Genomic DNA, 13,256 nt, shown 5'->3' with positions numbered 1-13,256 from the left:
GCGGGACGGGGCGGCCGCCGTGGCGACCGCCCCGCGAAAGTGGGAGCGTGTTACGGCTTGGCGGCCTGCAGCGCCTTCACGTCCCAGCAGCTGGCGGCGTTCAGGTCCTTTTTGGTGGTGGCCTTTTCCAGCGTGTAGATCTGTGCGTGCGAGGTGCCGGCGGGCTGGCCGCTCTGCAGCAGGTACTTGATGACAGCGGCGATATCGCCGGACTGGCGGGCCAGGTCGGTCATGACCACCGCGCCATAGGTGCCGTCTTCGAGGCGGTCGCAGTCGGCGCTTTTCTCGCCGCCGCCGGTGGTGACTAGGAACACCTTGTCCTGCAGCTTGGCGTCACGGATGGCGGCGGCGGTGCCGCTGGCGTCGCCGTCCCAGAAGTCGACGATGCCGCAGATGTCCGGGTGCTGCTGGAGGATGGTGGTGGCGGCGTTGCGCGCCGTCGTGGCGTCCCAGTTGGAGTCGGGCTTGGCGACCACCTGGAAGTCCGGGTGCTTCTCCAGCACCTTGGTGATGCCGGCGTACTGGTACAGGCTGGAGGCGTTGACCTGGTCGCCCTGGATCAGCGCGACCTTCTTCGAGGAATTCGCCCCGCAGCCCTGGATCACCGCTTCGGCCTCGAGCTGGCCGAGACGGTCCCAGTCCGAGCCGACGAAGGCGTCGACCGGGTAGTTGACCGGGTTGTCGATGGCGATGACGTAGATGCCGGCGGCCTGGGCCTTCTTGAACAGCTTGGAATAGGAGTTCAGGTCCGGCGACTGCACGACGAGGACGTTCGGCTTGGCGCTGGAGGCGATCGCCTCGGTGATCGCCTGGGCGCCGGCCTCGGCGCTCCAGTTCGGGTCGCGGGTCTCGAACACGCCGCCGAAACCTTCCACCTCGCGCTTGAGGTAGGCCGCCCAGCCCTGGGCCAGGTCGAAGCCCATGGTCATGGGCACCAGCAGCACGCGCTTGCTCTTCAGCGCCGCCTCGTAGGCGGCCGGCCCGGAGACCTCCGCGGCGCTGCAAACCGAGGTAGCCAGCACGCTGGACACGATGGCCGTGGCGGCCAGTACCTTGCCGAACAGTTTCATGGAAATCCTCTCCTTGATGAATGGTCGATCGCTCAGATGTCGCCTTGCTGCGAGGTCTGCTCGTCCCGTGGGTTGAGCAGGCCGTCGATGATGATCGCCGCCAGCAGGATGCTGGACTTGATGAGGTTCTGGTAAAGCAGCGGAACGTCGAGGATGGTCATGGCGTTGAGCAGCACGCCGATCAGCGCCGCGCCCACCAGCACGTTGCGCACCCCTCCCCGGCCGCCGGACAGGCCGACCCCGCCGATCACCGCCACCAGCACGATGTCGTAGAGCAGGGTCGAGTTGACGACCCGGGTATTGAGCGAATGCAGGCTGGCCGCGGTCAGCAGGCCGGCGACCAGGGCCACCAGCGCGGACAGCACGTAGCGCAGCACCAGCATCGGTCGCACCGGGATGCCGACGTTGCGCGCCGTCACCGGGTTGTCGCCGGCGTAGTAGACGTAGCGGCCCCACTTGGTGAAGCGCAGGAAGACGAAGAGCGCCAGGCTCAGCCCGGCGAAGATGAACACCTCCACCGGCACGTCGAGCAGGCGCAGGCCGCCGAGGGTTTCCAGCCAGTGCCCAGGGGGTACCGGCACGGCGTCCTGGGTGATCAGTTGCGAGCGCACGTAGCCGAACACGAAGGAGCCGCTGGCCAGGGTCACGAAGATCGCCGGCACGTCCGCGTAGGCGACCAGGAAGCCGTTGAGCAGGCCGATGCCCACCACCCCGGACAGCACCAGCAGCAGCGCCAGCCCGTCGTCGGTGCCGGCGCCCAGCAGTTGCAGGTACCAGGCCACGGACATGGCCATCACTGCGACGCTGGAAAGGTCGATGCCGCGCCCAATGACCACGATGGCCATGCCCAGCGCCAGAATGCCGAGGACCGAGATGGAGCGCACGATGGCGATGAGGTTGTCGGCGGCGAGGAAGCCCGGGAGCGCTATGCTCGAAAGCGCAAACAGCGCCACCACGAGGGCCAACACAATTCGCTCCTGGGTGAAGCGCGGGCGTTCGGAGGTTTTCATGCGTCTGTCATACCCCCGGTCGCGGCAACGACCGGGGCCTTGTCGAATTCGCCAGTGACGCCGCCGTGGCGGCGCTGCGCAAAGGAAGGAGTTGCCGGGGCGGTACTATGCGCAAGTCCGGACAGAACAAAAAATAATTAGTAATACTTTATTTATTCTTTTATTGAATAACGTCCTATCCGTTCAGCCGACACGCATTCAGCCGCCATCCGCCGCCCCGCCGCGAGCACGGGACGCGCCCGTGCCCGCCGCTGCGGATCAGCGCCAGATCGCCTGGGTTTTCTCACGGTAGCGGTCGAAGTAGGCGTTCACCTGGTCGAACGGAATGCTCTTCTGGGCGAAGCTGTCGATCGCCGGGAAACCCTTGGGCGCCGGGGCGTTGGGAGCCGTGCCGTAGGCGTATTCCTTGGCGGCGATGATCGCCTGCGCGCGCGGCGTGAACAGCCAGTTCTTGAACAGCCGCGCGGCGTGCGGGTGCGGCGCGTCGCGCAGGCTGGCCACGCCCGGGCCGTAGAGGATGGCCACGTCCGCGGGGAAGCTCAGCGCCACCGGCGCGCCGTTGTCGCGCAGGCGCGCCACCACCTGCGCCGGGGCCCAGAGCACGAAGTCGGTGCGGCCCTGGGCGAGGTTGGCGGTCAGGGTGCCGGGGTTGTCGCTGACGCCGCCGTTGTCGTGGATCGCCTGGAGCTGCGCGTCGCTCAGCTTGCCCTCCTCCTGCAGCAGCACCACCGCGGCGTCGAAGGGGCTGGCGCCGACGAAGCGCACGTGGGCGAAACGCCCCTTGAAACGCGGGTCGAGAATCTGCGGCCAGGTCTGCGGCACCTCCTCCGGGCGCAGCAGGCGCGTGTTGTAGGCCAGGGTGAAGGCGTTCACCCAGGGCTGCTGGAAGTAGCCGGCGGGGTCGCGGTAGGCCGCTGGGATGGTTTCGCTGGTGGCCGGCACGTCGCGCTCCAGGCGGCCCTGGCGCACCAGCTCGGCCAGCTCGCTGTAGCCGGTGAGAACCAGGTCGCCGATATGGTTGCCCGAGGCCGCCTCGCTGGCCAGACGGGTGTACAGCTGGGTAGTGGCGGTGGGCTTGAAGCGGATCTCCGGGAAGTCCTGCTGGAAGGCCTGCCACAGCTCGACCGTCTCGGGGAAGGCGGTATACAGCACCAGCTCCTTCTCCCCGGCCTTCCGGGCCTGGTCGTAGAGGGCCTGCAGCTCGGCCGACGGCGCCGCGGCGGGCGCCCGCGCGGCCGACTCCGGCGGCGCGTCGGCGCCGCAGCCGCCCAGCAGGAGCAACCCCGCGAGAGCCGTGGCCAGGGGCCAGCGGCGCGATCTATGGATATCGGGCATCGACGGGGTTCCTTGTCTCAGAAGTGGTAGTCAAGGTTCACGTAGTAGAAGGCCCCCTCGGCGCCGTCCGGGACGATGTGCGAGTACTTCACCAGGTAGCCGGAGGTGCTGCGCGAGGCCGGGGTGGAGAGGTCCGGGTGGGTGTTGAAGAGGTTGTTGGCGCCCACCGAGACGGTTAGCGCCTGGGTCACGTCATAGGCCAGGTCGAGGTCGGTGACCCACTGCGGGCCGTAGCTCTTGTCGTAGCTTTCCTGGCCCTCGGCGGCCTTCAGGCTGTAGGTGCCATAGCGGGTCGCGGCCAGGGTGGTGTGCCACTTGCCGAAGCCGTGGCGGGCTTCCACGCGCAGTTTGTTGTTCGGCGCGGCGTCCTCGGCGAGGCTGACGATGCGGCGGCCGATGGGGATGTTGTCGGTGCCGGCCAGGCGCGGGATGTCGGCGATATCGGTGACCTTAGTGCGCCCAGCGCTGAAGCTCGCCGAGAGGTCCAACTCGCCGTACTCGGCCAGGCCCAGGTGCTGGCGGCCGACCAGGTCGACGCCGGTGGTCTCGGTGTCCATGCCGTTGGTGAAGTAGCTGGCGCCGATGATGTTGGTGTAGCCGGCGGCGCTGAGGATGTCGCGCACGCGGCTGCCGGTGAGGTTCTCGGTGAGTACCACGCGGTCGCGCAGGAAGATCTTGTAGGCGTCGATGGTCAGCGAGCTGCTCGGCGTCGGCCGCAGCACCAGCCCCAGGGAGTAGCTGGTGGACTTCTCCGGCTTCAGGTCGGTGGCGCCCAGGGCGCGGGCGGCCTCCGAATCGGCCGGGAACATGTGGATCAGCGAGTAGTAGTCGGTGCCGGAGAGGATCTGCCCGTCGGTGCGCTGGTAGCCGATCTGCGACAGCGACGGCGCGCGGTAGCCGGTACTGACGGTGCCGCGCAGCGCCACTTGCGGGGTGAAGTCGTAGCGCGCGCTGAGCTTGCCGGTGGAGGTGTTGCCGAAGTCGGAGTAGCGCTCGGTGCGCGCGGTGACGCCGAGGTTGAGCTTGTCGGTGAGCTGGTGCTCCACCCCGCCGTACACGCCGAACACGTGGCGCTTGTACACGCCCTCGTCGGCGGGCCGGTAGCCGGCGCCGGGGTTGGGGGTGGAACCGTTGGCGTTGCGGTAGTCGCCGGTCTGCCAGGAGTCGTCGTCGCCGGCCAGCTCCTCGAACTTCTCGTTGCGCCAGGCTATCCCGGCGTTGACCGTGAAGGGTCGCTCGACGCCGGCGAAGTTCAGGTCGTTGACGTAATCCAGGGTGGCGTTGTTCTGGTAGAAGCGGAACTGCCCGGAATAGTTCTTGGTGGTGCTGGCGGCGTCCACGTAGGTCGGGTTGAGGGTCACCGGACGGTAGTAGCGCGAGCGGTTCTCGCCGTGGTTGAGGGAGAAGTCGAAGCGCCCGGCCTCCCCCAGGTCGTACTTGAAGCCGCCGGTGGCGCCGATGTCCTCGGTCTTCAGGGTGATTTCCGGGGTGTAGCCGGCCGGGTAGACGTCACGGCGGTTGTTGGCGTTGGTCGGGGTCACGAAGGGGGTGTTGGCGCGCACCCGGTCGTAGGAATAGGTGGCGAAGCCGTAGGCGCGCAGCGCGTCGCTCAGGCCCACGTCGGCGTTCAGCGCGAAGCTGTAGCGGTCGGCGGCGGCGTCGCCGGTGTCCCACTTGCGGTCGAAGGCGATCTCGCTGCCATCGCTGTTGTAGAAGTGGCGGCGGTCGGTGGAGGCCGAGCGGGTCTTGTCCTTGTCCAGGGCGTCCAGGCTCAGGGTCAGGAAGCCGTCGCCGGGCAGCGCCAGGCCCTTCCAGGCGCCGTAGCTCTTGCGCAGGCCGTCACCCTTGCTGTACTGGCCGATGCGGGTGTTCAGCCCGCCGCCGCTGTCGCGCTCCTTGAGCACGATGTTCACCACCCCGGCGATGGCGTCCGAGCCGTACTGCGCCGAGGCGCCGTCGCGCAGCACCTCGACATGGTCGATGGCGCTCACCGGAATGGCGTTGAGGTCGGTGTTGGTCGAGCCGCGGTCGAAGACACTGCCGATGTTCAGCAGCGGCGAGGGATGGCGACGCTTGCCGTTCACCAGGATCAGCGTCTCCCCCGGCGGCAGGCCGCGCAGCGAGCCGCCACCGACCGAGAACACGGCGTCGGCCTGCTGCATGGCCTGGGGGAAGTGGAAGGACGGCAGGAGGTTCTGCAGGATGCCGCTCAGGCCGGTGCCCGGTGCGCGCTGCAGCTCCTCGGCGCTGATCACGTCCACCGGCGAGCTGCTCTGCAGCGAGGTGGCGTCGTGGCGATTGGTCCCCAGGCTGATCACCGGGTCCAGGCGGGTGGTGGCGGCCGCTTCGGCGGCCAGGGCGCCGGCGGGATCCATCGCCTGGGCCAGGCCCCAGGTGCTCAGCAGGGTGAAACTCAGACTCCTTACTCCAGGAACAACATCGACAAGGCGCATCCAGACAAACTCCATTTAGTTGATTAGAGGCGCCGACGATAGTTTCCGAATCAAGAATAAGGAAATACGTTTTAATGCACTTGAGTGCGCATTATGAAATATAATTTCCAACTAACTCAGGATTAACTTTTAGTTATCCGACAAATAACTCTCCAGCACTTTCAGAGGCATAGAGTTCGATTGCCGACTCAACCATGAAAGTCCGCAGCCAGTTCGCCGCCATATCCCCAGCCAGGTGCGGATGCCATTGCAGCAGAATGGTCTGCCCGGGAAACTCGAAGGGCAACGAAACGAACTTCAATGGGAAACTTTCCGCCATCTGCCGGGCGAAGTAAGTGGGCACGGTGGTGAGATAGCGTGTTCCCACCAGCATCGGCGGAATGCTGCCGTAATGGTCCACCACCTGGCCGACCTTGCGGGTGTGCCCCAGGCGCGCCATGGTCGCCGCCTCGAAGCTCGGCGCCCCGGTGTGTCCGGCATGGCGGACGATGTGGCTGGCGGCGAAGTAGTCCGGCGCGCTGACGCTGTCGGCCAGCGCCGGGTGCCCGGCGTCGGCCAGCACGCAGTAGAGGTCGGTGTAGAGCACGCAGCTGCTGAACTCGGGAGTGTGCAGGCCGACCGGGCGGATGAAGAAGTCGATCATCGACGGCGCGGCCACCGAGCCGTGGATGTACAGGCGGATGTTCGGCGCCACGCTATGCAGCCCACGGATCACGTGGGACAGCAGCAGGATCGCGTCGATGTCGCCGGCGTGGACATGGAAGTCGCGCTCGGTGGTGGCCGGGTCGAAGCCCTGGCGCAGGCCGATCACCTGCCGCGCCTGTTCGATCAGCTCGCGCACCGGTTCGCGCAGGGTCTCGGCGAAGGGCGTGGTGACCAGGCGCCGCCCACGGGGAACGAATATCTCGTCGCCGAAGTGGCCGCGCAGCTTGGCCAGTTGCACGCTGATCGCCGCCTGGCTGACGCCGAAACGCGCGGCGGTGCGGTTGACGCTGCCCTCGCTGAGCAGCACATCGAGGGTGGCGAGCAGGTTGAGGTTCAGATCGAGGTTGGCCATGGCCGCGGTACCGCCGAAAACTTATATGTACAAGAGATAATCCTCACACGAAATAATTACTTTCAGATATATCAAAAAGCTCCATGCTTACAACCGGGTCTTTCAGACTGCCGCCGCCAGCCCGATGTCCGTGGTGCGTGGCGCTTCGCTTTCCGCCGGGGCCGCCGGCAGCAGCACGCAACGCTGCGCGGCGAACTGCAGGTGCAGCGGCTGCGGGCCGACCAGCGCGGCGGGCGGGACCGGCCAGTCCTGCGCCTGCAGGGTCACCCGCAGCCTGACCTCGCCGGCCTCCAGCAGCGCCTCGTAGCGCCCGCCGAGGAACTGCACGTCGAGCACCCGCGCCTGCGGCAGCGCCAGCGAGCCGGGCAGCGCCCGTGGGGTGGCCAGCAGGTCGCTGGCGCGCACCGCCAACTGCCCTGCCCCGGCCACCGCGCGGGCGCCCGGCAGCCACAACGGCGCCTGCAACCCCAGGTCCAGCGCCAGGCCCCCCGCCTCTTCGCGCAGGCCGCGCAGGGCCAGCAAATTGTCGAAGCCGACGAAGCCGGCGACGAACGCCGACGCCGGCCGCGCATAGATTTCCTGCGGCGTGCCGAGTTGCACCAGGCGGCCGCCGTGCATCACCGCGATGCGGTCGGCCAGGGCCAGCGCCTCGCTCTGGTCGTGGGTGACGTACACCGCCGTGTAGCCCAGCTCGCGGTGCAGACTGCGCAATTGCTCGCGCAGATGTAGGCGCAGGCTGGCGTCGAGGTTGGACAGCGGCTCGTCGAACAGCAGCAGCTGCGGCGAGGCCGCCAGCGCCCGGGCCAGCGCCACCCGCTGCTGCTGGCCGCCGGAGAGCTCGGCCGGATAGCGCCCGGCGAGTTCCTCCAGGCCCACCTGGCGCAGCGCGCGCCGGGCCAGCTGGCGGCTGTCGCCGGCGCCGCGACGGGCGCGCACCGGGTAGGCGACGTTGGCCTCCACGGTCATGTGCGGCCACAGCGCGTAGTTCTGGAACACCATGCCCAGGTCGCGCCGCTCCGGCGGCACGAAGAGCCCGCGCTCGGGCGCCGCGACCGTGCTCCCGGCAATCTCGATGCTGCCCTCGTCCGGGCGTTCCAGGCCGGCGATGCAGCGCAGCGTGGTGGTCTTGCCGCAGCCGCTGGGGCCGAGCAGGACGAAGAACTCGCCGCTCTCGATGGCCAGGTCCAGGCCGTTGATGGCCTTGGTGGCGTCGTGGTTGACGCCGTAGCGTTTGCGCAGTTGGTGCAGCCGTACATGGCTCATGACAGGTCCTCGGCCACGCGGACCCGGCGCCAGCGGCGCAGCGGTCGTCCGGCGGCCAGCAGCGGCGCGGGGAGCAGGATCAGCAACAGCAGCAGGCAGAGCAAGGCCGCGGCCTGGCCGAGTTGCCCCCGGGCGTTGTAGGTGAAGATGGTGGTGGACAGCGTCTCCAGGCCCGGGCCGCCGAGCAGCAGCGGGATGTCCAGGGAGCCGCAGACGGCGATCAGGGCCAGGTACCAGCCGACCAGGAAGCCCGGCAGGCACAGCCGCAGGCTGGTGTCGCGCCAGGCCCGCCAGGGCGCCGCGCCGGACACCCGGGCGGCCTCGTAGAGCTGCGGCGACAGTTGCGCCAGGCTGGCCTGGCCGATCTGCAGCGCCAGCGGGGTCAGGGCCACCACCAGGGCGATGACCATCATCGCGAAGCTGCCGTAGAGCGCCCGCAGGCCGGGCACCCCGACATACGCCCAGCTCAGCGCCAGCGCCACCACCACGCCGGGCATCGCCAGCGGCAGCATCGCCAGGAAGCGCAGCAGATGCCCCGCGCGCGGCGCCAGGCCACGCTCGAACTGGGCCAGGAGCAGGCCCAGAGTCGAGGTCAGTAGGCCGGTGCCGCAGGCCAGGCCAAGGGTGTTGAACAGCGCCCCGCGCACCTCCGGGCTGGCCAGCACGGCCTGGTAGTGGCGGGTGCTGAACGCGCCCACCACGCCGGGGAACGGCTGGAACGACGAGACCAGCAACGCCAGCATCGGCAGCAGCTGGGCCAGCGCCAGGTAGCCCCAGACCAGCGCCGCCAGTGGCCAGCGCCAGCGGCCCAGGGCCAGCGGGCGCGGCGCGGCGGCCTTGGCGGCGATGCTGACGAAACTCCGCCGCCCCACCAGCCGCGCCTGCAGCCACAACCCCAGGCCCAGCACCAGGACCATGCCCAGGGCCACCACGGCGGCTTCGCCGTAGCGCGGCAGGGGCGCGTTCAACCAGTCGAAGATTTCCACCGCCAGCACCGGGATGCCGGCCGGCACGCCGATGATCAGCGCCAGGTCGAACACTTCCAGGCCGCCGATGAAGGCGAAGATCGCGGCGCCGGCCAGCGCCGGGGTCAGCCCCGGCAGGCCGATCCGCCAGAAACTCGCCAGCGCGCCGCGACCGCTGACCCGCGAGGCTTCCTCCTGCTCCGTGGCCATGGCGCGCACCGGCCCGAGCAGGAACAGGTAGGTGAAGGCGATGCAGCGAAAGCCGTTGACCAGGGCCAGCCCGGTGAACGACTCGATGTTCAGCGCCGGCGTCCCCAGCAGGCTGTTGAGCAGGCCGGTGTAGGGGTTGGCGAGCAGCTCGAAGCCCAGCGCGTAGAACAGCGAGGGCAGCGAGAACATCACCAGCATCAGCGGCGTGACCGCGCCGCGCCCCGGCAGGTCGCTGCGCACCGCCAGCACCGCCAGGGCCGCCGCCACCGGCAGCGCCACCAGCAGGTTCAGCGCCGACAGCGCCAGGGCGTTGAGGGCCGCCGTGCCCAGGCGCGCGTCGGCGGCCACCGCGCCCCAGGCGGCCAGGGTCCAGTGCCCGGCCTGGCCCAGCGGCGCGCTGCGCACGCTGGCCACCAGCAGGCTGAGCAACGGGCTGCCATAGAACACCAGTGCCGCCAGCAGCACCCAGGCGCCCAGGCCCGGGCGCCAGCGCCCCGCCGGGCGGCTGGGCAGCGGCCGCGCGCGGCGGCCGAGGAGCAGGCTGGCGCTCACCTAGGACACCTCCGCCGGCCGTGCCGCGCGCGCCCGGTCGCGCTCCGCGGCACCCTGGCGTATGCGCTGCAACAGCTCCGTGGCCAGACCGCGGTCCGGCTCGGGGTCTCCGTCGAAGCCGACCGAGAACAGTTCGATACCCAGGTCGTAGTAGTCCAGCACCGCCGCGGCCACGGTTTCCGGGCTGCCGACGAAGGGCGGCCCGCCGACCCCGTATGGCACCAGGCCGGTGTAGAGCGCGCGGTCATGCCAGTGGCCTTGCCCGGCCGCGCGTTGCAGGCGTCGCAGGCCCTCGCTTTCCGGCTGGGCGGTGGCGCCGCCGGGCGCGCCCTGGGCGGCCAGGTCACGGGCCAGGGCCTCGACCTTGCCGCGCGCCAGGTCGTCGGTCTCGGCGAGGACGAAGTTGGCGTCGCGCCAGAAGCGCAGTTGCCGGCCGTGCCCGGCGGCCGCCTCGCGCACCCGCTGGAGCAGTTGCGCGGTCGCCGCCAGCGGCTCGGGGAAGAGCGCGTAGCCGTCGACGTGACGGGCGGCGAAGGCGATGCCCTCCTCCGAGGCGCCGGCCGCGGAAATGAACGGCAGCGGCTGCTGCACGGGTTTGATCTGCGAGAACGCCTGGCGCACCTGGTAGAACTCGCCGTCGTAGTCGAAGGGCTCGCCGGAGGTCAGGCTGTGCTTGAATATCTCCAGGTACTCGGCGCTGCGCCGGTAGCGCTCGGGCTTGGGCAACAGGTCGCCGTCGCGGCGCTGTTCGGCGTCCTGCGAGCCCTGGATGACATGCAGCGACACGCGCCCGCCGGACAGCTGGTCCAGCGAAGCGAAGGCTCGCGCGGCCAGGGTCGGCGCCTGTAGGCCGGGGCGATGGGACAGCACCGCGGTGATCCGCCGGGTCGCCGCCAGGCTCCAGGCGGCGAGGCTCCAGACATCGGCACTGGAGCCGTTCTGGGCGATCAGCATGGCGTCCAGGCCGTCGGCCTCGTGGCGCCCGGCCAGCTCGGCAAGGCCGGCCGGGTCCAGCTGGTAGGGCTGCGGCACGGCCTGCCGGGCGAACACCGCCAGGGGCTTGCGTGCCGCGCTCGGGGTGCGGCCCATGCCGAGCCGCCCGCGCAGTTCGAGGCTCATGCGACCCCCTGTTGTGCCGTGGCCTGCAGGCTGTCCCAGGCCTGGGCGAGGAATTCCGGGCGGGCCCAGTCTTCGATGGCGAAATCGTTGCGGATGAAGCCGTTGTCGCGCAGCCAGTTCTTGCCGATGGTCAGCCCGGCCAGGTTGCGCGGCGCCAGCGACGGGGTGAAGTCGACGCCCTCGATGACCCGCAGCACATCCTCCACCGTGGCGTCGTAGGTCGCCTTGTGAAAGATTTCCGCCGCCTGCCGCGGCTGCTCGCGCACCCACTGGGCGGCGCGGATGTTGGCGCGCAGCCAGGCCACCGCCACCTGCGGGCGCTCCTCGACCAGCGCCCGGGACGCCACCAGGGTGTAGGGCGTGGTGGCGATGCGCGCCACCCAGTCGGGCAGCCGCGAGAGGTCGGCCAGCACCTTGAAGCGCCCGGTGCGCTCGTAGATTTCCGCGCGCCCCTGGGTGGTGTAGATGGCGTCCACCCGGCCCTCCTCCAGGGCCGCGAGCTCCGGCGTGAACGGCAGGCGCAGGGTGCGCTGCTCCTTGTTCAACGCGCCGTCGGCGCCGCGCCAGGGACCGTTCCCCGGGGCGTGGGGCACATCCACCAGCTGCACCTCGGCGGCTTCCAGGCCGCTGTGGCGCAGGGCGATGTGGATGCTGCGCAGGGAGTTGGCGCGCCACCAGTCCACGCGCTGCGCGTCGAGGCTGTGGGAGACGCCGATGCGCCGGCCGCGCAGGTCTTCCAGGCGCCACAGCGGCGCCTCGGCGCGCACCACGATCTGGCCGCCCTGGTTGATGTCCGTGGAGCCCAGCAGCACCGTGTCGCTATGGTCGGCGCGGGCCGAGATGGCCGGCACGTTGCCGCCGTCGCGCACCTGGTAGCGGTCGCTGTGCCGCGAGTGGATCAGCGCGCCCTGGCCGCTGGGATGCTGCTCCAGGCCGAGCGCGCTCTCACCCACGGCGGCCAGTTCCTGCTCCAGCAGGCCCAGCCGGTGCGAGACGTGCGAGACGACGAACACCGGGCAGATGGAGAAATACAGTTGATCGGCGGACTGGCTCATACGCGCTCCCGTTGTGGTTCGACCGAGGCCCGGCGACGGTCCTCTTCGGCGACGCCCCGGCGGATCAGGGCAATGACTTCGGCCAGCAACTCGCGGTCCTCGGCCTCGATCAGGTCGCTGCCGTCGTAGCTGTGGTATTCGCAGAGGCCGCCCAGGGTGAAACAGGTCACCCCGGCGCGGTAGAAGGCCAGCACCTGCGCGGCCACGCTGGCCGGGCTTCCCACCAGCGAGGGGCCATGGCCGCTGAGGCGGCCCAGGCGGCTGTAGAGCACGCCACTGTCGGCCGGCGTCGTGCCGTCGGCGACGAACAGCGGTTGCGGCGCGTGGCCGGCGGCGATGAACGCCTCCACTTCAGCGGTGATGGCCTCGGCCTTGGCCCAGGCCAGCGCGTCGCTGCGCCCCAGGATCAGGTTGAAGGCCCCGACCCAGAAGCGCTGCAGCTCGCGGCCATGGCGCTCGCGGGCCAGCCGGCGGATGCGCTCGATGCCGGCGCCGGCCTGTTCCGGGGTGTGCCCGGCCACGGCCCAGGCGTCGGCGTGGCGCGCCGCCAGGTCCATGCCGGCGTCGGAGGCGCCGGGAAAATGCAGGGTCGGCAGGCGCTCCGGGCGCACCGCCGAGTAGGCGCCGCGCACCTGGTAGTAGCGGCCGTCGAAGTCGAAGGGTTGTTCCTCGCTCAGGGTGCGCTTGAACACCTGCAGGTATTCCTCCGAACGCGCATAGCGCTCGGCCTTGTCGAGGAAGTCGCCATCGCGGCGCATGTCCTCGTCGGTGCGCCCTTGCAGCACGTGCAGCTGCTGGCGGCCGCCGGACAACCGGTCGAGGGTGGCCAGGGTGCGCGCCGCCAGGGTCGGCTGCTGCCAGCCGATGCGGTGCGCCGCCACCAGGTTCAGCCGCCGGGTCGCGGCCAGCGCCCAGCCGCAGCAGGCCCAGACGTCGGCGCGCAGGCTGTTCTGCGGGATCAGGCTGCTGTCGTAGCCCAGCGCCTCCTGTTCGCGCGCGGCGCGGATGATCACCGAGGCGTCGGCGCCGGCGCGCGGCTTGTGCTGGACGAAGAAGGCGGCGTAGCGCCCGGCGGGGGTGTCGCTGAGCGGCTGCTTGCCGTTGAAGGGAATCCGCCCGCGGATTTCGATAGGCATGGGGTCTCCTTGGCGAATGCGCGCATTCGCC

General features: G+C 69.9%; 10 protein-coding genes. All 10 read right to left on the bottom strand.

The features are described 5' to 3' along the window. Positions 1–50: 50 nt before the first annotated feature. The 10 genes from PM1_RS04580 to PM1_RS04535 all read right to left on the bottom strand — a co-directional run bounded on the left by PM1_RS04580 (position 51) and on the right by PM1_RS04535 (position 13,225). Entirely contained in the window at positions 51–1,070 is a 1,020-nt protein-coding gene (locus PM1_RS04580) for a sugar ABC transporter substrate-binding protein (RefSeq protein WP_009615918.1), read from the bottom strand. A 32-nt stretch (positions 1,071–1,102) separates the two neighbouring features. Continuing rightward, positions 1,103–2,038, bottom strand: a complete 936-nt coding sequence (locus PM1_RS04575; protein WP_218585325.1) for an ABC transporter permease — start codon at positions 2,036–2,038, stop codon at positions 1,103–1,105. 300 nt (positions 2,039–2,338) lie between these two features. Beyond that, positions 2,339–3,415 carry an ABC transporter substrate-binding protein gene (locus PM1_RS04570; protein ID WP_009615916.1) on the bottom strand — a complete coding sequence of 359 codons (1,077 nt, stop codon included), beginning with the start codon at positions 3,413–3,415 and terminating at the stop codon, positions 2,339–2,341. A gap of 17 nt (positions 3,416–3,432) precedes the next feature. Beyond that, positions 3,433–5,790 (bottom strand): TonB-dependent receptor, encoded by a 2,358-nt coding sequence (locus PM1_RS04565; protein WP_024128449.1) that lies wholly within the window; start codon positions 5,788–5,790, stop codon positions 3,433–3,435. 211 nt (positions 5,791–6,001) lie between these two features. Beyond that, positions 6,002–6,925, bottom strand: a complete 924-nt coding sequence (locus PM1_RS04560) for a LysR family transcriptional regulator (RefSeq protein WP_009615913.1) — start codon at positions 6,923–6,925, stop codon at positions 6,002–6,004. 102 nt (positions 6,926–7,027) lie between these two features. Continuing rightward, on the bottom strand, positions 7,028–8,188 hold the full coding sequence (locus PM1_RS04555) for an ABC transporter ATP-binding protein (protein WP_009615911.1): 1,161 nt from the start codon (positions 8,186–8,188) through the stop codon (positions 7,028–7,030). Next, positions 8,185–9,915 (bottom strand): ABC transporter permease, encoded by a 1,731-nt coding sequence (locus PM1_RS04550; protein ID WP_009615909.1) that lies wholly within the window; start codon positions 9,913–9,915, stop codon positions 8,185–8,187. The genes PM1_RS04555 and PM1_RS04550 overlap by 4 nt, the downstream gene beginning before the upstream one ends. Then, on the bottom strand, positions 9,916–11,034 hold the full coding sequence (locus PM1_RS04545) for an LLM class flavin-dependent oxidoreductase (protein WP_009615907.1): 1,119 nt from the start codon (positions 11,032–11,034) through the stop codon (positions 9,916–9,918). Next, a complete protein-coding gene (locus PM1_RS04540) occupies positions 11,031–12,089 on the bottom strand; it encodes an ABC transporter substrate-binding protein (RefSeq protein ID WP_009615905.1) in 1,059 nt (352 codons plus the stop codon). The genes PM1_RS04545 and PM1_RS04540 overlap by 4 nt, the downstream gene beginning before the upstream one ends. Then, positions 12,086–13,225 carry an LLM class flavin-dependent oxidoreductase gene (locus PM1_RS04535; RefSeq protein ID WP_009615904.1) on the bottom strand — a complete coding sequence of 380 codons (1,140 nt, stop codon included), beginning with the start codon at positions 13,223–13,225 and terminating at the stop codon, positions 12,086–12,088. The genes PM1_RS04540 and PM1_RS04535 overlap by 4 nt, the downstream gene beginning before the upstream one ends. Positions 13,226–13,256: the final 31 nt, after the last annotated feature.

The sequence above is a fragment of the Pseudomonas sp. M1 genome, assembly GCF_022760135.1.
GTDB lineage: Bacteria > Pseudomonadota > Gammaproteobacteria > Pseudomonadales > Pseudomonadaceae > Pseudomonas > Pseudomonas citronellolis.
The sequence above is the reverse complement of the archived record's forward strand: the minus strand, read 5'-3'. Positions and strand labels throughout refer to the sequence as shown.